General features: G+C 29.1%; 19 protein-coding genes. 7 read left to right on the forward strand and 12 right to left on the reverse strand.

Annotation, left to right across the window (positions count from 1 at the left end):
- Positions 1-178: 178 nt before the first annotated feature.
- The 7 genes from HMPREF2706_RS02505 to HMPREF2706_RS02530 form a co-directional block, all read right to left on the reverse strand.
- Positions 179-1,888 (reverse strand): AlwI family type II restriction endonuclease, encoded by a 1,710-nt coding sequence (locus HMPREF2706_RS02505; RefSeq protein WP_049427129.1) that lies wholly within the window; start codon positions 1,886-1,888, stop codon positions 179-181.
- 20 nt (positions 1,889-1,908) lie between these two features.
- Positions 1,909-2,763 carry a DNA adenine methylase gene (locus HMPREF2706_RS02510; protein ID WP_049427127.1) on the reverse strand — a complete coding sequence of 285 codons (855 nt, stop codon included), beginning with the start codon at positions 2,761-2,763 and terminating at the stop codon, positions 1,909-1,911.
- Positions 2,764-3,159: 396 nt separating this feature from the next.
- Positions 3,160-5,289, reverse strand: coding sequence for an AAA family ATPase (locus HMPREF2706_RS02515; protein ID WP_306460818.1), 2,130 nt, complete (start codon positions 5,287-5,289; stop codon positions 3,160-3,162).
- 421 nt (positions 5,290-5,710) lie between these two features.
- Complete coding sequence (locus HMPREF2706_RS12310) at positions 5,711-5,839, reverse strand: hypothetical protein (protein WP_002449516.1); 129 nt, start codon at positions 5,837-5,839, stop codon at positions 5,711-5,713.
- A gap of 13 nt (positions 5,840-5,852) precedes the next feature.
- Complete coding sequence (locus tag HMPREF2706_RS02520) at positions 5,853-6,737, reverse strand: permease (protein WP_070862171.1); 885 nt, start codon at positions 6,735-6,737, stop codon at positions 5,853-5,855.
- Positions 6,738-6,824: 87 nt separating this feature from the next.
- Positions 6,825-7,145: an ArsR/SmtB family transcription factor gene (locus tag HMPREF2706_RS02525; RefSeq protein ID WP_002449352.1), complete on the reverse strand. Its 321-nt coding sequence runs from the start codon at positions 7,143-7,145 to the stop codon at positions 6,825-6,827.
- A 45-nt stretch (positions 7,146-7,190) separates the two neighbouring features.
- Positions 7,191-7,385 (reverse strand): hypothetical protein, encoded by a 195-nt coding sequence (locus HMPREF2706_RS02530; protein ID WP_002441924.1) that lies wholly within the window; start codon positions 7,383-7,385, stop codon positions 7,191-7,193.
- 281 nt (positions 7,386-7,666) lie between these two features.
- On the opposite strand from HMPREF2706_RS02530, the gene arsD reads away from it, so the two are divergent.
- The 5 genes from arsD to arsC all read left to right on the forward strand — a co-directional run bounded on the left by arsD (position 7,667) and on the right by arsC (position 11,881).
- Positions 7,667-8,014 carry an arsenite efflux transporter metallochaperone ArsD gene (gene arsD, locus HMPREF2706_RS02535; RefSeq protein ID WP_002449502.1) on the forward strand — a complete coding sequence of 116 codons (348 nt, stop codon included), beginning with the start codon at positions 7,667-7,669 and terminating at the stop codon, positions 8,012-8,014.
- The gene (gene arsA, locus HMPREF2706_RS02540; protein WP_029051846.1) at positions 8,001-9,725 is read left to right on the forward strand and encodes an arsenical pump-driving ATPase; all 1,725 of its coding nucleotides are present in this window, start codon (positions 8,001-8,003) and stop codon (positions 9,723-9,725) included. The genes arsD and arsA overlap by 14 nt, the downstream gene beginning before the upstream one ends.
- Before the next feature lie 137 nt (positions 9,726-9,862).
- On the forward strand, positions 9,863-10,177 hold the full coding sequence (locus tag HMPREF2706_RS02545) for an ArsR/SmtB family transcription factor (RefSeq protein WP_002499582.1): 315 nt from the start codon (positions 9,863-9,865) through the stop codon (positions 10,175-10,177).
- A gap of 2 nt (positions 10,178-10,179) precedes the next feature.
- Positions 10,180-11,469 (forward strand): arsenite efflux transporter membrane subunit ArsB, encoded by a 1,290-nt coding sequence (gene arsB / locus HMPREF2706_RS02550; RefSeq protein WP_002491720.1) that lies wholly within the window; start codon positions 10,180-10,182, stop codon positions 11,467-11,469.
- 16 nt (positions 11,470-11,485) lie between these two features.
- Positions 11,486-11,881 (forward strand): arsenate reductase (thioredoxin), encoded by a 396-nt coding sequence (arsC, locus tag HMPREF2706_RS02555; protein ID WP_002491676.1) that lies wholly within the window; start codon positions 11,486-11,488, stop codon positions 11,879-11,881.
- A 205-nt stretch (positions 11,882-12,086) separates the two neighbouring features.
- Here the strand turns inward: arsC and HMPREF2706_RS02560 are convergent, their stop codons facing one another.
- The 5 genes from HMPREF2706_RS02560 to cstR form a co-directional block, all read right to left on the reverse strand.
- Positions 12,087-12,569: a YdhK family protein gene (locus HMPREF2706_RS02560; RefSeq protein WP_049427122.1), complete on the reverse strand. Its 483-nt coding sequence runs from the start codon at positions 12,567-12,569 to the stop codon at positions 12,087-12,089.
- 19 nt (positions 12,570-12,588) lie between these two features.
- Complete coding sequence (locus HMPREF2706_RS02565; protein ID WP_070862172.1) at positions 12,589-14,022, reverse strand: multicopper oxidase family protein; 1,434 nt, start codon at positions 14,020-14,022, stop codon at positions 12,589-12,591.
- A gap of 14 nt (positions 14,023-14,036) precedes the next feature.
- Positions 14,037-16,100, reverse strand: a complete 2,064-nt coding sequence (locus tag HMPREF2706_RS02570) for a heavy metal translocating P-type ATPase (protein WP_049427117.1) — start codon at positions 16,098-16,100, stop codon at positions 14,037-14,039.
- Positions 16,101-16,781: 681 nt separating this feature from the next.
- Positions 16,782-17,540 (reverse strand): sulfite exporter TauE/SafE family protein, encoded by a 759-nt coding sequence (locus HMPREF2706_RS02575; RefSeq protein WP_064212308.1) that lies wholly within the window; start codon positions 17,538-17,540, stop codon positions 16,782-16,784.
- The gene (cstR, locus tag HMPREF2706_RS02580) at positions 17,537-17,797 is read right to left on the reverse strand and encodes a persulfide-sensing transcriptional repressor CstR (RefSeq protein WP_000456195.1); all 261 of its coding nucleotides are present in this window, start codon (positions 17,795-17,797) and stop codon (positions 17,537-17,539) included. Before cstR ends, HMPREF2706_RS02575 begins: the two co-directional genes overlap by 4 nt.
- Before the next feature lie 138 nt (positions 17,798-17,935).
- On the opposite strand from cstR, the gene HMPREF2706_RS02585 reads away from it, so the two are divergent.
- Both HMPREF2706_RS02585 and cstB read left to right on the forward strand, forming a co-directional pair.
- Positions 17,936-19,003 carry a DsrE/DsrF/DrsH-like family protein gene (locus HMPREF2706_RS02585; protein ID WP_049427114.1) on the forward strand — a complete coding sequence of 356 codons (1,068 nt, stop codon included), beginning with the start codon at positions 17,936-17,938 and terminating at the stop codon, positions 19,001-19,003.
- A gap of 18 nt (positions 19,004-19,021) precedes the next feature.
- On the forward strand, positions 19,022-20,350 hold the full coding sequence (gene cstB / locus HMPREF2706_RS02590) for a persulfide dioxygenase-sulfurtransferase CstB (RefSeq protein WP_049427112.1): 1,329 nt from the start codon (positions 19,022-19,024) through the stop codon (positions 20,348-20,350).
- The last annotated feature ends 71 nt before the right edge of the window (positions 20,351-20,421 follow it).

Genomic DNA, 20,421 nt, shown 5'->3' on the forward strand with positions numbered 1-20,421 from the left:
CTTCTTAGCCTTTAACTTCATTTAAGAACCTTTATTTAATATAAAACCTTTTATTGATACAGTTAGATACACGTACCTTTTTCACACTATAAAACTTTCGTTTTATACATAACTTGATGTATCTTAAATTAAAACTTTTCAAGATTCTACATAATTTGAATTAAAAAAATACTAAATGCTACGAAACTTTATTTAGAATATATTTCATGACTTTATCATACCAATATTCTTCATTTTCACCATTAATAATACTCTCTCGCGACATATTAATTGAATAATTATGTAAATCTAGGAAGTCCGATGGTTGTATATTTTTTTCAATACTTAACTTAAAGATATGAATAAAATCAGATAAATTAATAGGTATGACGCTAATATTTCCATTATATATTTTTGAATTCGTTCCGGTGGTTAAATAAAAATGATATACTGATTCTGGATTTATCTTTTCAGCTATAAAAAAGCCAAAAGTATCCTTACCAGATTTCTTCTTTAATTCTCCTACATGTCGTGGGACAGGCTCACCTTCCATATCATATTGTTTTTTTCCTTGAGATAAAGTAACTTCATATAGGATATTAAAAGAACCATAATCTCCTACTATATCTCCTTTAGATCCGCCAGCTGTAGAAATAGGATATCCATTATCATCAGGTATAAAGTTACCAGTTATATCTCCATTATTTATCATAACTGCTGCTCTCCAAGTATTCCATTCCATAACTGCTGACCGGTCAGGAATTTCATTTTTTATAATTTGTGAATATGTTTCAATAATATCTTCAACGTCTTCTTTGTCTTTTCTTTTTAATTTTTTTGTTATTTCAAGTAACTTTTGTTCCCTTTTTAGTACTCTCTGTCTATTTAATTCTTCCTTAAGACTATATAAATCATCAGAATCAACCTTTATCCCTTTAGATTCAATTTCAAATTGTATTTCTCGTAAGTCATCATTTTTTAATTTAGGTATATTAGGGTTAGATAAATATTTAAAATATTTATCTATAGAGATATCTGGACTTACAATATCTCTCTCAACATTTTTTAAGATATATTGTACTTCTTTTATTCTTTCGTTTGAAATAGAAATTGACTTGCCCTTAGTTAAAACAAATAAACCAGTGGCTCTTAAAAATCTAAATATTGAATCAGTGTAATCTAAAGAATTCGATAGTTTAGTTTTCAAAAATTTTTCTTGAGAATTTTCAGTATTCTCTCTAACTTTGTAATTTTTATTATCTAATATATCTATATATAGCTCTTTAAATATTTCATTTCTTTTTTCTTCATAAAATTTTTTTAAGCTTTTATTTCCTCTACTATTTTTTCGTTTAGCTCGGTATTCTAAAACATCTTGTTTAGTTTCATTAAATTTACGGTAGTCTGTCATCGTTATACCAAATATTGAAAGCTCTTGATAAGTCAAATATTCAAGTTCATAAACTAGCCTGATTATTTCTAAAAACGGCTTAATATTAAATCTACCTTCATTTTTATTTTTAGTTTCTTTATGAAGTGCACTCGGTAGTTGAAATTTTAAAAGTTGATGAATCATAACATCTTCAAATAGAGCCTCTTTCATTAATAAATTTCCAGCTTCAGTTATCTTTAAAGGTTTATTTCTTTTAGGAATTAAAAAGCCTAATGCTTGAGGAGCTCTAGTCAATTTATCTCGCCCGGCAAATGCTTTATCTTTTGATTTACCACCATTACTAACTCCTGCTAAATTAGCTTGAGACAACATATCGTAAAATTTTATTTGTAAAGTTTCATTGTATAATTTATTTTCTAAATCTTTTTCTCTTATTAGTCTTAGATATTTAGGAATTAATTCTGGATTTCTTGGAGATGTGGAAAAAAATATAGTTCTACTTTCAAATCTACCCATATTTCACATTTACTCTCCTTCTAATTAAAATTAGTAATTATTAAATGATTAGCTTCAGATTTAAATCTGTTTCTAATATTCACTGAATAGTTTTTTGGATAACTAGCTTTTATATAACCTTTATATATATTCTTAATTAGCTTAGTTTCAGAAATAATCATGAGTGCAGGTGAACTTAAATTTTTAAAATTTTGTGCTAATTGATGATGATCTTTTTCTTTAAAATCTCCACTAAACACTTCATTCCCATACTCAGAAAATACCGTATCATAAGGAGGGTCTAGGAAGATGAAATCTTTTTCATTTGCTAAATCAAAACTTTTTTCATAAGATTCATTTTTTATCTTGGATTTTCTTAACAACTTGAGATGATTTTCATTCAACAAATCTGTATTAAAATTAGCATATCTTCCATATGGCACATTAAACTCCCCTCTAGAATTATATCGAATCATTCCAGAATAAGATGTTTTGTTAATAAAATAATATAATGTAGCATAACTATAAACAGGGAGCAATTTTTGGTTATATTGATCTCTAATCCAATAATAAAGTTCTTCATTAGGGTCGTTAACTTTCAATTCAGGGTTTTTTCTTTTATTCTTTAAAAAAATTTCTCTATTTTCTATATATTTTATTTCTAATTCTTTTAATTCTTCTTTAACTATGTAGTAATTATTAGTTAAATCTTCATAAAATTTTATTAAATTTTTATTAATATCAGAAATATAAGCTCTATCAGGTTCTAAATCAAAAAATGTAGCTCCACCTCCAAAGAAAGGTTCATAATAAGTATTAAATTTAACGGGAATATAATTTTTAAAATTAGGTATCTCTTTCGATTTACCACCACGATATTTAATTATTGGCTTCATATCTTACTCCAAACTTTAATATTATTAGTATTATTATAACATTGAAAACAATTTCAAAAACATATAATGATGCTTTAATAATGAATATCTAATTAATACGTAATAAGATTCTTAACAGTACCTATAGATATAGCTCGTTTAATTGGTGAGTGTCAGTTTTAGAAAAGTATATTAAATTAACGTTAACAAACGATTATCAAATTAAAAATAAATACAAGCATCTAAAAAAATTATTCCATAATATATATTAATTTTTAAATTTAATAATTATAAAATATGTTAATCTCTTATTGTTTGTTAAAATATTGCTGCAAATTTCATAGTTCCTATCCTAATTTTTCAGGATTAATTATGTTTTTTAATCTCTATCAATCATATATTAATTTCTTTCACTTATTATATATTCCTCGTCATCATATTAAAATGTTGGATATGTCCAAGCTTCTCAAATACTGACTTAAAAACTCTTTTATAATTTTTTATATTATCTTCATCATGTACTAGAACAAAATCATCACTTATAAAATGAGATCCATCATTTATTCCTGATATAAGAGATTTACATAAAATTTTATCTATTCCATCAAATTTATTAATACATTTTTCGTAATCCATGTCTCCAATAATATTAAAGTAATACTCTAATATTCTTCTCATAGTATTAAACGACGTTACCGTTGATATATTATCAGAGCTTAATTCTTTCCACATTAGTTGGTAGGAAGATTCTATAGGATTATTCTCATAAACATCAAAATAACTAATATTATCTTTTTTTCGAATAATTCCAAACATCACTTCACTTGGTGAAAATTTATCTCTACTTCCTAAAAAAGTGATTTCTTTGTGAAAGTAGATATTGTGTGTAAGATTAATTATTTGCTGAATTCCGTTTTTATTATCTCTACAATCACTTATTAAATTTTTTACTAAAGTACTAACAATAAATAATACATTGCTATCCAAACTGGAGATCGGATCATCTATAACAATAATTTTATTTGAAGTAACACCTGTACTTTCATGACTACCATAAACTAAATAGTAAAAATATAAAAATGTAATAAAGTTGTACTCACCTTCACTCATTGTTTCATTAGCAATTGTTCCATCTTCTCTTAAAATGAGATATGTCCCTTTTTGTTTAGTATTCTCTTCAAGTTTAAACCCTTTAAAATCAAACTTTTTTAAAATTTCATTAATATTTTTAACGGTAGGCGTCACACTAGTAATATTTATTTCTATTTCGTCTATTTTATTATTAATTTGTTTTATTTCATTATTTAAACTTGTAATTTTTTTATTAATATTATCAATAGCTTTACTTCTACCATCTTTAAATTTAATATACTCTTTTAATTCTTCCTTAGTTTCATTAACAAAATAAATCCATAGCATTTCTACAAATTTGTTTTGTTCTCTTTTTTTATTTCTAATAACAATATTATTTTTTTCAATTGATTCATTAAAAGAGTTAATCATTTTATTCATATTTTGAATAATAGGAGTGAGGCTTTTTATATATTTTTTCTGTGAGGGATTCCTTAATTTTTCTTCAATTTGCTTTTTATTAACTTCATATTGTTTCTTAAATACTTCGAACTCTCTACTAAGATTCGTTATATTAAGATAGGGAATTGGTGTTTCTAATATAAACAATATATTGCTTTCAATATCTTTAAAAGAAGCGTTATATCTTTGATAAATTTTATTTAATTTTTCTATATCTTTTTCATATTCTTCATCAAAATAATCTTTAATTTCTTGTTCAATTTCTTTAGAAATACTTTGATTACAAAATGGACATTTTTGATTTGATTTCTCTAGGTAATGTAATCCTTGTTTAATCCAATCACTGTTTTTTAGTGCTTGAATAACCTGACTTATTGGACTTTCATGACTTCCAGTAATCACTTTTTCAAATAAATTTGTTTTTTCTATTTCAGTAATATTTGACATATCATTGAGATTAAAATTTGCATATAGTTGAATATCCTCAGAAAAACTTATATCATACTTTTTTTTCAATTTTTCTAAACTATCTTCTGATTTTGCTTCCAAGTTTTCAAAACTATATTTGTTATAAGTTTGAATACATCGATCTAAGAATTTTATTTTACTATTCTTATAGCCAACTAAAGCTTTTGAAAAATCCTTACCACTCCTTTTTTTAACATTCCAAACCCTATTTTTTATTTTGCCTGTTTCCTTTAAAATTTCATTTTCAAAACTCTCAATAGTATTTTGCTTAGTAAGTATCGATTCTCTACTTTTTTGCAATTTCTCTCTCAAATCTTTTAATTCACTTAGTGAGTGTATTGAGTCTTCTCCTAAAGTGAAAATTCCCTTTAGCCCTTCTTCAGATTGGCTAAAGTTTTGTTCAACAAACTTTTTATTATAGACTAATATATTTGCATTATTAGAATCCTCCGTCTCAACAACACATTCTTCAGAACTATTATAATTTCCAATTAAATTTGAGATAGTAGTTTTACCACTACCATTGTTTCCATATATAAAATTTATTTTTTAGGACAAATTTCTACGTGATTGTGATATGTAGCTATATTTTGAAGTGCAATTTTTTTTATCATTTTTATACTCCCTTTTCAATTTGTTAAGAATCCATTATCAAATAGTTAATAACTTAATTTTTGTTTTATTTATGGTATAGTTCCCGAAAAATGATTGTTATTCTTATCAGAATCCTAAATCACGAAAAAATTTTTTCAAAGTGATTGAAAAACCTCTCTTCACTTATGGTATGCTTCTGCGTATCGGTTAATGATGCGGTTTTTAATTAACGTCTTTTTGTTATAAGTCTTAAAGAATATTAAATAAACAACATCATTTTCCTTAATTGAAACGAAAGAACGACAAATTCCATACTATTACATTGGAATTTGTCGTTCATTTATTAGAAGCATATATTTTACAGACTTCTAAATTAATTGTTACAACAACAATTATTATCCTGTTGCTCTTTTTCATTTTTCTCTTTTTTTTCTTCAATTTCTACAGAACAACAAGATTGTTCCTGAGGTTTTAATTTTTTTAATACGTCTTTGACTCCCATTATCTCACCTCCTTTAAATAACGATGTTCACTATCAAACCTGTAGAAATAGCTACAACTAAAATGGCGATAACGAATGAGATTACAAATTTTTTCTTGAATAGTTTCGATAATAATACAACTTCTGGAATACTTGCACCAGCACCACCAATGATCAAAGCAACAACTGTCCCAAGCGACATTCTTTTTGAAGCTAATGCTTCAGCTATAGGTAACATTGTTTCAGGTCTAATATACATAGGAATACCTATAATAGAAGCAATAAATACGGATATAATGCCACCTCCACTCGCATATTTAGTAATAAATGTTTCGGGTACAAATCCATATATGAACGCTCCAATAAATACACCAATAAATAGGTAAGGAAGCATTGGATATAAAAATGCCCACGCATCATTTAATGCTTGTTTAAAACGAGATCCATTTTTATTAGCGAAAAACCCATCGCCTTTAACATTTACACCTTTATAAGTTTCAGCTAAATTCATTTTTGAAAATACAAAACCTGTTAAGATACTAAAGATTGCTAGTACAATAAAATAAACTATTGCAACTTTCCAACCTAATAAGGCCCATAACATAAATATCATTAATGGATTCATTAAAGGTGACGCAATTAAAAAACTCATTGCAGGGCCAAATGGAACTTTAGAATTTAATAAACCTGCAAGTATAGGAATTGTAGAACAAGAACAAAATGGTGTCATCGCACCAAAAGCCATTCCCAAAATATAATTAATAGCTTGATTAGGTTTACTTAAAAAGTGTTTTATTTTTTCTTCTGAAACTATCTGCTGGATTATACTTACAATAAAGCTCACGATGATGAATAGTATTAATAATTCAAAAAACAACATCACAAATGTTTTTATAAATTCCATAATTGAATCTAACATTAGTATAATGCCTCCAAATTTAATTAATCAATATTTCTTGATGTATTAATCAAAAAAAATTGATTAATACTATATTAAAAAAGATACTTAAAGTATCTTACAACAAGTATCTTCATTTAAAACAACCTGTATTTGCTGCTCATTAATTTTATAATAATTCCATGTCCCATGCTTTTCAGCAATAAGAACATTTGCATCTACTAATTTTTTTAAATGATAAGAAAGTTTAGATTGTTTTATATCTAATAACTCTTCTAAATCACATACACATAATGATTTATTGAAGCTTTGGCTAATTTGATTTAGTATTTTTAATCTGATTTTATCGGCAAGTGCATTAAACATATTTTCATAAAAGTCAAATTGTTGATCTTCACTCATATCAGTCTTTGCTTTGATAACTTCCATAAAAGACCATCCTTTTTATAATATTTCATTGAGTTTATATTATCTTTACTTCAATTCTTGAATTGCTTGTTTATAGTTATTTTTTGTTGATTCGCCATACTGATTAATGTTCCCTTTAAAGAACTCCTTTTCCATATATATTGTAGCTTCTTTTAAATTGATTTCTCTTGATAGCATAACAAGATTTAAATAACTTACAAAATAACCCACAGTTAAAGTACTTGCATGGTTTACTCGCAATCAAGCACGCCTCCTTATTGTCAACGTAGTTTTATATCATTTAATACATCAATTTTTTTTGATGTATTAAATATAAATCAATATCTATATTATCGCAAGAAAAAAACTATGATTTTACATAAACTTAGGTATTTCTCACAGAAATATTAAAATAATTTTTTTATAAATTGTATTATTAAGAATTAAATTTAGTAAAATTTTTAAAACTCAAACAATAACATAGACACCAATCTATATAGATGTTAATCTATAATCGCAAATTAATTAATGAGGTGAGTATAATGTTAAATATTGAAATATACGAAGAAGCTATGTGCTGTTCTACTGGAGTATGTGGTCCAGAACCGGATGAAACACTAATAAAAGCGAACCAAATCAATGAATATTTAAAGCAAAATCAAATAGAAGTTCAACGTTATAATATGAATAATAATCCGAATGAATTCATTAAAAATCAAGAAGTTATTCGTTTAATTCAAGAAAAAGGTGATGAAGTTTTACCAATCACTTTTATAGAAGGCGGTATAGCTAAAACGGGCGCTTATATTACCCAAGAAGAAGCCGATGAAATTATTACAGTTAATCAAATGAGAAATGGAGGATGCTGTGGTGGAGATGGATGCTGTTAAATACTTAAATAAATTGAATCTAGATAACATTGAGTTAACAAAATATTTGTTTTTTACTGGTAAAGGTGGCGTAGGCAAAACAACGATATCAAGTTTTATTGCTTTAAACTTAGCAGAGAATGGAAAGAAAGTAGCTTTAGTAAGTACTGATCCAGCTAGTAATTTACAAGATGTATTTCAAATGGAATTATCTAATAAATTAACTAAATATCAACCTATACCTAATCTCTCTATAGCCAATTTTGACCCGATTGCTGCTGCAGACGATTATAAAGCACAATCTATAGAACCTTATGAGGGTATTCTACCAGAAGATGTGCTTTCTGAAATGAAAGAACAGTTAAGTGGTTCATGTACAGTTGAAGTAGCAGCATTTAATGAATTTACAAATTTTTTATCCGATAAAACTTTAGAACAAGAATTTGATTTCATTATATTTGATACAGCTCCCACAGGTCACACCTTGAGAATGCTTGAATTACCTTCTGCATGGACAGATTATTTAAATACAACGAGTAATGACGCTTCTTGCTTAGGTCAATTATCAGGTTTAAATGATAATAGAGTTAAATATAATTCAGCACTTGAAAAACTACGTAACCAAGATGATACGACCATGATGTTAGTTGCGAGACCTACTCACTCTTCTATATATGAAATTCAAAGAGCGCAACAAGAATTACAACAACTGTCAATTTCTAAATTCAAAGTAATCATTAACAACTATATAGAAGAAAGTCACGGTTTAATTTCGAGTCAGATGAAATCAGAACAAGATAAAAACATTAATCATTTTACTGAATGGTTAAATAACAATCTTGCTTATTACGTTCCATATAAAAATCAGAAAGAAGAAGGTATAGAAAGTTTAACTAATCTATTAAATGATGATAACTTAATTGAAAATGATGACTTTATTGTTGAAGATCATCCGCAATTCAATAAATTAATCGATGAAATTGAAAATAGTAAAGTTCAATATTTATTTACAATGGGAAAAGGTGGCGTTGGTAAAACGACAGTAGCAACGCAATTAGCTACAACGTTATCTAATAAAGGATATCGTGTTCTTTTAGCAACTACTGACCCTACTAAAGAAATTAATGTTGAAACTACAAGTAATTTAAATACTGCTTATATTGATGAAGAACAAGCATTAGAAAAGTATAAAAAAGAAGTACTAGCCACAGTGAATGATGATACACCACAAGACGATATTGATTATATTATGGAAGATTTAAAATCACCTTGTACAGAAGAAATAGCATTTTTCAAAGCCTTTAGTGACATTATGGAGAATCAAGACGACATGGATTACGTCATTGTAGATACAGCTCCTACAGGCCATACCTTGCTGTTACTTGATTCTAGTGAAAATCATCATAGAGAATTAAAGAAAAAATCAACTCAAACTACCAGTAATGTTGAAACATTATTACCTAAGATTCAAAATAAAAATTTAACACAGATGATAATCGTAACACTAGCAGAAAAAACACCTTATTTAGAATCTAAACGTTTAGTAGAAGATTTAAATAGAGCTAATATAGGCCATAATTGGTGGGTCGTTAATCAATCGTTAGTTACGCTAAATCAACGTGATGACCTTTTTAGTAACAAAAAAGAAGATGAATCATTTTGGATAAACAAAATTAAAAATGAAAGTTTTGATAATTACTTTGTCATACCTTATCGAATATCAGAATATTAATGTTATTGATTATAATAAGACCTAGAGTCTACTTTAAACCAGTTAATAATTTAGGAGTTAAGCAAGTATATAATTTATCAAGTGACAATAAAAATTATTAACGAAATAAAAGATTTCAAGTAGAAAGGGAGAAAAAATTGAATTATAGTGAAATATCGCAATACTTGAAAGTGATGGCTGATAGTAGCCGTCTTGAAATATTAGATTTGTTATCTTGTGGTGAATTATGCGCTTGTGATTTATTAGAGCATTTTTCTTTTTCTCAACCCACATTAAGTCATCATATGAAAGTATTAAAAGACAATAATTTAATTACATCCAGAAAAGATGGTAATAAAATTTTCTACAAATTGAATCATGACGTATTGGATAACGTTACATCACGACTCACTCTATTGAGTTCCTGTACTGTCCCATGTATATGTGAAACAGTAGAGAAAGGTGAGTGTTAACAATGACGATATTAGCAATCACTATTTTTATATTAACGTTAATTTTTATCATATGGCAACCTAAAGGTTTGGATATTGGAGTTACAGCTTTAATCGGTGCTGTTATTGCTATCATTACAGGTGTTGTTAGCTTTTCAGACGTACTAGAAGTTACGGGGATTGTTTGGAATGCGACGTTAACCTTTGTCGCTGTTATACTCATTTCATTAATTTTAGATGAAATTGGATTTTTCGAATGGGCAGCTATACATATGGTCAGAGCTTCAAATGGTCATGGGTTTAAAATGTTTGTTTACATTATGTTGTTAGGCGCTATTGTAGCAGCTTTCTTTGCGAACGATGGAGCTGCATTAATTCTCACTCCAATCGTGCTAGCTATGGTAAGAAATTTAGGGTTTAATCAAAAAGTCATTTTTCCTTTTATCATTGCAAGTGGATTCATTGCAGATACTACGTCTCTTCCACTAATTGTAAGTAATTTGGTTAATATCGTTTCTGCTGACTACTTCCATATTGGATTTATTGAATATGTAAGCCGCATGATCATTCCCAATCTATTCTCTTTACTTGCAAGTATTATTGTATTATGGCTATATTTCAGAAAAGTTATTCCTAACCATTTTGAAATTAACAATCTTAAAACACCTAATCAAGCCATTAAAGATCCAAAATTATTCAAGTTTTCATGGATTGTTTTATCAATCTTACTCATTGGTTATATAGTTAGTGAATTTATTCAAATTCCAGTATCGTTAATTGCTTGTTTGATTGCGTTTATATTTACTGTATTGGCCTATAAATCGAGAGTAGTAAATACAAAACAAGTTATCAAAGGTGCACCATGGAATATTGTGCTCTTTTCTATAGGAATGTATTTAGTTGTATTTGGTCTGAAAAATGTGGGTATTACTGCATTATTAGCTAATATGTTATCAACTATATCAGACTATGGACTGTTCAGTAGTATTATAGGGATGGGCTTCATATCTGCATTTCTTTCAGCGATTATGAATAATATGCCGACTGTACTAATCGATGCAATTGCTATTGGACAATCTACAACAACTGGCCTAATCAAAGAAGGCATGATTTATGCTAATATCATTGGCGCAGATTTAGGACCTAAAATCACACCTATCGGCTCCTTAGCAACATTACTATGGCTACATGTTTTAACACAAAAAGGAGTAAAAATTTCGTGGGGCACATATTTTAAAACGGGTATTGTTATTACGATTCCTGTTCTGTTTATTACATTAGTTGGTTTGTACGTTACACTTATTATATTTTAAAAAAGAGGTGTCAATGATGACAAAGAAAATAATTTATTTTATATGTACAGGTAATTCATGCCGTAGCCAAATGGCTGAAGGCTGGGGTAAAAAAATCTTAGGTGATGAATGGCAAGTATATTCTGGCGGTATTGAGGCACACGGTGTCAATCCGAAAGCAATCGAAGCTATGAAAGAAGTTGGAATTGATATATCAAACCATACTTCTAATTTAATTGACAACAATATACTAAACCAATCCGATTTAGTAGTAACTCTATGTAGTGATGCTGATCAAAACTGTCCTATATTGCCGCCTAATGTAAAGAAGGAACATTGGGGATTTGATGATCCAGCAGGCAAACCTTGGTCAGAATTCCAACGTGTTAGAGATGAAATCAAAACCGCCATTGAATCATTTAAAGATAGATAAACTTTAAGCGTCTCAATATAATTGGGACGCTTTTTTATTATTAATTATTTTATACTTTTTGATTTATCTTCAGGATTAGTCATTTTTCTTATCTATTTAATTTACACACTAAAAAATATCCTCCTTAACAATAATAAGTTATTTAAATTATTGATTAAGGGGGATATTTTTATATCTATTTATTTCTCAATCTAGAACTAGATTTTTATCGTGCTTTCAGCTCATTTCCTGTCATCCATTTATGATTTTTAATGATTTTACCATTATCTTTGGATTTGTAATCAACTACGTAAACAGTCGTCTTTTTCACGTTATCTATATTGGCTGTAGCACCTTTCATACCAGACATATGACTTGCTTCTAATTTAACAGTATCGCCTTTACTAAATCCATCTTTAGGTGCATCTTTGATCTCTTCGTTTACGACCCATTTATGATTGTTTACTTTTTCATTTCCATTTGTGGGTTTATAACTTACAACATAGGCATATGTTTTATACGCACCTTTTACAGTAGCTTCTGCACCTTTCATACCTGGCATATGTCCTGCTGTAATCGTTACTTTATCTCCTATTTTAAATTCACCCTCATTAGTCGATGTCATATCTTCAGGAACTTTACTTTCATCATTATGCTTCATATGGCTCTCACTTTTTTGGTCATTAGTGTCTTTATCTTTTTTCATCATATTAAAATCTCCCTATTGATTAGTTTGTTACTTTTATTTGACCCATCATTCCATTATCTTCATGCTCAAGTATATGACAGTGAAACATGTATGTTCCAGTATTTTTAAATACAACCTCTATTTTAGCTTTTTGTCCAGGTTCCAAAGATATAACATCTTTTTTACCCCTCATATCTTTTGGAGGTTTCTCCCCATCCACAGATAAAACTTTAAATTGCGTTCCATGGATGTGGAAAGGATGTTTCATACCACCCATTTTATCTTTGACGTTTTCAATTTCCCATACTTCTTTCTGGTTTAACTTTTGTGTAAAATCTATTCTGTTAGGATCGAATTTATTACCATTAATGGTAACATTATCATTCATACCTTCTAATTTTATTTTTTTACTTACTTTTGGTGTATTACCTTTGTTAGAACTTTTCTCTTTGTTACTAATCGGTAAAATTACAGTTTTATCATTATCAACCAGACTGATTTTCTCGCCTTTCATTTTAGATAAATCTATTACTATTTTTTTTCTTTCTGAAGGAGCTAAATTAATTTCTTTTAATTTTTTAGCGTTTTTTAATTGACCGCCATCTGAAGCAATATACTCAAAACTTTGATTATTACTTAGCTTAAGATTTAAATCTCGAGCATTAGAACCATTTAAAAGTCTCAAACGTATTTTCTCTTCTTTTGTTGTCAGTTTGGGGTTTACTATTCCGTTCACAAGAACAGTATCACCTTGAGTGCCATCTTCGTCTTTCGTTTTTGAATAATTTAATTTTTTAGATACAAATGTTTTATCTTGGATTATTATAGGCAAATCATTTTTTCCATAATCACTAGGATAATTATTCTTTTTACTATCTTCTATATATAATAATCCTGATAAGCCATTATAAACTTGTTTAGCTGTATTTGGAGAGGGGTGGGGGTGATACCATAACGTAGCAGAATCTTGATTAACCTCAAATTTTATAGTTTTTTCTTTTCCTGGTTTTATAACCTGAGAAGGCCCTCCATCCACTTTTCCATTTACTTCTAATCCATGCCAATGAAATGTTGTATTTTCATCTAAGTTATTTATTAACTTAATTTTAACTTTATCTCCTTTTTTTAATTTTAAAGTTGGTCCAAGTAAATTTCCATTGTAGCCTAGAGTATTAGAAAAATTATTTTTGTAAAACTCTGTCTTTCCTTCCTGAGCTTTTAATGTATAATTTTTATAACCATTGTTATCTTTTTTTGACTCTGCAACTTTAGGAAATATTATTTCATTTTTTCCTTGTGAAGAATTTAATTTCTTTCTTTCGTCATGATGTTTCATATTTGTCATATCCATTGTATTTTTCTTATCTTCTTTCATATTCATCATATCATTCTTACTTTCTGCGAAAGTATCATTAGACGCAATAATTATTATGGAAAAAATTATAATTAAAATTGCAAAAACTTTATTATACATAAGGTTTACCTCTTTTATTTTAATTTTAATGTAAAAGCATTAATCGCTACTATAACTGTACTTAAAGACATTAATATTGCTCCTACAGCTGGTGATAAAATCAAGCCAATAAATGCTAAAACACCGGCTGCTAAAGGTACAGCAACAATATTATAACCTGCACCCCACCATAAGTTTTGCACCATTTTTCTCATAGTATTATTTGAAAGGGTCAAGAAATGAATAATATCTGATGGATTACTTTTAACAAGTATGATATCACCTGAATCTACTGCAACATCTGTGCCTGCACCAATTGCTATACCAATATCTGCTCTTATAAGACTCGGCGCATCATTGATACCGTCTCCGACCATCATGACTTTATTACCGTCACTTTGATAATCTTTTATAATGCTTTCCTTATCTTCTGGCATGAGTTGTGCGTGGACATCACTAATACCTAATTCTTTTGCGACAGCGTGTGCCACTTCATTATTGTCACCTGTAAGCATGACTGGTGTAATATTTCTTGATAGTAAATCAGCTACCATTTGTTTTGAGCTTTCTTTAATTTGATCTCCTTGAGCAATCATGCCAATGACTTGTTGATCCTCAATTAAATAGCTGATTGAATTACCTTGTTGAGCTAATTTAGTAAATAAGTCATCGTCATAATTAAGTTTATGTTTATCAAGATAAGAGACATTTGTTATTTTATATGTTTTATTATCAATTAGACCTTCTAATCCGACACCTGGAATGTTATTAACGTCTTGTGGATTAGTAAATGAAACATTTTTACTTTTCGCAAAATCAACAATACTTATAGCTAATGGGTGATTAGATTGACTTTCTAATGAGGCGAAAAGGCTTAATATTGTATCATTACTCAAATCATTTTTAAAGCTCTCATAATGATTCACAGAAAAGTTACCCTCAGTTAAAGTACCAGTTTTGTCCATCATTACATAATCGATATGTTGAGCTATTTCTACAGACTCTCTATTTTTAATAATTAAACCATTATGTGCACCAATTGAAGTAGAACGTGCAGTGACTAAAGGTATTGCCAAGCCTAAAGCATGTGGACAAGCAATGACTAACACAGTTACAAGACGTTCTAATGCAAAATCAACATCATTTTGAATGAGCATCCAGACAATAAAAGAAATCACGCCAACAATTACAGCAAAGTAGAATAAATAACCCGCTACTTTATCAGATAACAATTCAGCACTAGATTTATCATTTTGTGCTTGATTAACAAGTCCCATAACTTGAGAAAGATATCCATCTTCTCCCACAGCTGTAACCTTGACTTGTATTGTTCCAGACCCATTAATAGAACCCCCGATGACGTTGTCATTTTGATTTTTTTGGACTTTTTTAGATTCTCCAGTGACTAGGGATTCATCTATAGATGTTTGTCCTTGAACGATAATACCATCTGTTGGAATGCTTTCTCCGGCTTTTACTTCGACGATATCATCAGTCATGATGTCTGATATTTTAACTTCTTCGCGTTGGCCATTATCCATAACTTTAATAGCACTATTAGGTAACAGTTCTGCCATTTTCTTTAAAGCATCTCCAGCATTTCCGACAGCATTCATTTCTATCCAATGTCCTAATAGCATAATTAAAATTAAGGTTGCTAATTCCCAAAAAAAGTCCATTGTATGACCAGTTGCACTACTAAAGTTATTCATATAAAAAGCATACAAGCTATAAATATAAGCTACTGAGATACCTAGGGCAACTAAGGTCATCATGCCTGGTTTTTTTTCAGCAATTTCATCTTTACCACCAGACAAGAACGGTTTACCACCATAAAAGAATAAAATTGTACTTAATATTAACACTACCCATTCAGAACCTGGAAATGTGAATTGAAAAGGTAAGTTAACACCCATCAGTGGCGATAAAAGAATGATAGGTATTCCAAAAATTAATGAAACAAAAAACTTAACTTTAAAATTTCCATGATGATGTGCATGGCCACTATGATGATTATGTGATTCATGGTTATCATGATGCATGTGATTAGAATGATTCATGTGATTTTGATGATTATGCGCTTCACTATTATTATTCAAATTAACCCCTCCTAATAAAAATGTTATAGTAAGATTACTTATACTATAACATATACCCCCACGGGGTATAAATAGTTTCGATTTATCTCCATTTATGGATTTATTTATATCATTCTGAAAATGATGTCTACACGTCCTACATTAGACCTTGTCATCGATGTTTAAAACAAGGTTTTAATTAAAAAATCTCATCTGAACTATCGCATGACAATACACTCTGACCAAGGTTAGTATTATCAACACAAATCATATATTACTATTCTTAAAGAAAATAACGCATTTCAAAGTAGGTCTAGAAAAGCAAATTGTCTAGATCATGATTTAAAGAAGCCAGTAAATGAATTCATAATAAACTCATTTACTGGCTATTTTTCTAGTATTTATATTCAGTCTTTTCAAACTATATTAATCATTTTTTGATTCTCAAATTCTACGCCACAATAGCTGCATTTTATTAAAGATATTATATATTCAATCAATTTCAGAGTGAGTTATATATAACCTCATTTTTAGTTTTATTCATAGTATGAGTCTGCACATCAGTTAATGATACGGTTTTTTTAATATTGTTTTATCATAAATCTTAAACATGTAAAATAACTTTTAAATTAAATATAGTATGAATTAATTTAGGGAGCGAGACTACAAATTCAAAATGAATGTTGTCCCACTCCCATGTTTTTAAAATATCAACTTAATAATTGCAACGACGATTAAAATACATATTATCGTTTTTTGAATATAGTCAGGTATTTTCTGGCCCATTTTCATACCTAGAGGTGTAAATAGTATACTACCTAAAATTAACGGTATTGCACTATTGATAGGAATATACCCCTGTAATAATTTAATCATAAATGCTCCAATAGAAGAAATGAATGCAATTACAATACTATTTGTAACAACCATGTTCATTGGTAATTTAAATATAACAAGTAGTACTGGAATAATAATAAATGCGCCACCAGCTCCTACAATACCAGATACCAAACCGATGATACCACCTATTGTAATTAAAAGTAGACGATTAAACTTAATATGACTAGTAGATGGTGTAACTTTTATAAACATTAGAATAAGAGCTAGTAATGCAATAATAATATAAACCGTATTAACAAACTGAACATTTATTAAATTCGCTAAGATTGCACCTAGCATACTACCTATTACCATTCCACTTCCCATATTAAGTATAAGCGTTCTAGAAAAATTTTTATTTTTATATGCGTTTAAAGATCCACTCAATGTACTAAAAAACACCTGACTTGAAGTTAATCCTGAAGCAATATAAGCACTATAAGTAGGTAAACCAAATAATGGTGGTAATAATAAGAGAGCCGGGTAAATAACAATGGCTTCCCCTATACCGACTAATCCAGAAATAAATCCTCCTAAGATACCAATAACTAACATTACTATAATGGTGGTTATACTTATCATTTACTTTTTATCAATAATTCAACTGCTTCATTAATTAGTGCCTGAGAATCTTCACTATTTTCTTCAGACATTTTGACGCATTCTACTAAGTTTTCACTAATGATAATACCCATTAACCGTTGAATAGAACTTTTAGAGGCACTTAATTGACTAATGACGTTTTTACAATTTTTTTCTTCCTCCATCATTTTAATGACTCCATTAAGCTGTCCTTGTATGCGATGAATACGATTAATCATCTTTTTATTATATTCCAATATATTTCACTCCACATTCATTTTTAATAATTACATCATATTGATTAAATTTTATTTTGTCAAATACCCCCATGGGTATTTGACAAACTATCTAATTCGTTATAATATACCCCCATAGGTATTTAAAAGGAGGTAATTATGTCACAATATGAAACAAAACACATTAATGATTTCACTAAAAAGGAATTAGAAGAATTGGGTTCTAAGGGTCAATTAATTGACGTTCGACAGCCTGAAGAATTTGAATTAGGACACATTAAAAATGCTTTATTACATTCAGTTGAAAATATAGAGACTTTTAAACAAAGCAAAAATAAAACTTACTATATCTATTGTAAAAGTGGTAATCGAAGTAGAAAAGCCAGTCAATTTCTTGCACAACGCGGATACGATGTGGTGAATTTAGACGGAGGTTATACCGCATACGAACAACAACATCATAATGATAATTTATCTAAAGTAAAAGAAGATAGAGAAATTAAAGATAATCGTAAGATGTTCAATTATAGTAATCTACAATGTCCAGGACCTATTGTTAATATTAGTAAAGAAATCAAAAACATCGCTATTGGTGATCAAATAGAAGTTGTTGTGACTGATCACGGATTTTTAAATGATATTAAAAGTTGGATCAAACAAACTGGACATACACTTGTTAGACTCAATGATTCTGGTAATGAAATTCGCGCTATTATTCAAAAAGAAGAAAATAAAAATATAGAAGTGAATCACACGAAAAGTGGAACAACGATTGTTTTATTTAGCGGCGAGCTAGATAAAGCAGTTGCAGCAATGATTATTGCTAATGGTGCTAAAGCCGCAGGTAGAGATGTAACCATTTTTTGCACATTTTGGGGCTTAAATGCACTTAAAAAGATTCAAAGTCAACGCATTAAGAAAAAAGGTATTGCAAAACTTTTTGACTTCATGCTTCCAAATTCACCAATTAACATGCCTATTTCTAAAATGAATATGTTTGGTTTAGGCAATCTAATGATGCGTTATGTCATGAAAAAGAAAAATGTCGATGATTTACCTTCTCTTATTGATCAAGCAGTTGAGCAAGGTGTTAAACTTATCGCTTGTACAATGAGTATGGATGTGATGAGCATTACAAAAGAAGAACTACGCGATGATGTAGAATACGGTGGCGTAGGTGCATATATTGGATATACAGAACAAGCTAATCACAATTTATTTATATAATTAGAAAGGAATGATATTATGTTTTTTAAACAATTTTATGATAAACATTTATCTCAAGCATCTTATTTAATCGGTTGTCAAAAAACTGGAGAAGCCATGATTATTGATCCTATTCGTGACTTATCTTCATATATTCGAGTTGCTGATGAAGAAGGTTTAACCATTACTCATGCAGCTGAAACACATATACATGCAGATTTTGCTTCAGGAATTAGAGATGTTGCTATAAAGTTAAATGCTAATATTTATGTATCGGGTGAAAGTGATGACACATTAGGTTATAAAAATATGCCTAACCACACTCATTTTGTTCAACATAATGACGATATTTATGTAGGAAATATAAAATTAAAAGTGCTTCATACACCTGGTCACACGCCAGAAAGTATAAGTTTTTTACTTACTGACGAAGGTGCTGGAGCACAAGTTCCAATGGGACTATTCAGTGGTGATTTTATTTTTGTAGGAGATATCGGTAGACCTGATTTACTAGAAAAAGCGGTTAAAGTAGAAGGATCATCTGAAATAGGCGCTAAACAAATGTTTAAATCGATTGAAAGTATTAAAGACTTACCAGACTACATTCAAATTTGGCCTGGCCATGGCGCTGGTAGTCCTTGTGGTAAATCTTTAGGTGCTATTCCAACATCTACGCTTGGCTATGAAAAACAAACGAACTGGGCTTTTTCTGAAGATAATGAAGCTACCTTTATCGATAAACTCATTTCTGACCAACCTGCACCACCACATCATTTTGCACAAATGAAAAAAATTAATCAATTCGGTATGAATTTATATCAACCTTATACGGTTTATCCAGCTACAAATCCGAACAGATTAACTTTTGATCTCCGCAGTAAGGAAGCTTATCATGGTGGACATATTGAAGGTACAATCAATATTCCATATGATAAAAATTTCATCAATCAAATTGGCTGGTATCTAAACTATGATCAAGAAATTAACTTGATTGGAGACTATCACCTTGTTTCAAAAGCAACACATACTTTACAACTTATTGGATATGATAATGTGTCTGGATATCAGTTACCACATGCTCAAATTCAAACACAATCTGTTCATAGTAAAGACATAACTGGTAATGAAGCACATGTCTTGGATGTACGTAATGATAATGAATGGAATAATGGCCACTTATCTCAAGCGGTTCATGTACCACACGGCAAACTTTTAGAAACAGATTTACCTTTCAATAAAAACGATGTTATTTACGTACACTGTCAATCTGGCATTAGAAGTTCGATAGCTATTGGTATTTTAGAACACAAAGGTTATCACAACATTATTAATGTAAATGAAGGTTACAAAGATATACATCTTTCTTAATATTTATATTAATGAAGAAGGACTATAAGTAGTTAGATATAGCTTATAGTCCCTTTTTATATTATTGGATA

Origin of the sequence: Staphylococcus sp. HMSC067F07 (genome assembly GCF_001837405.1) — a bacterium.
In the GTDB taxonomy this organism is placed as follows: domain Bacteria; phylum Bacillota; class Bacilli; order Staphylococcales; family Staphylococcaceae; genus Staphylococcus; species Staphylococcus capitis.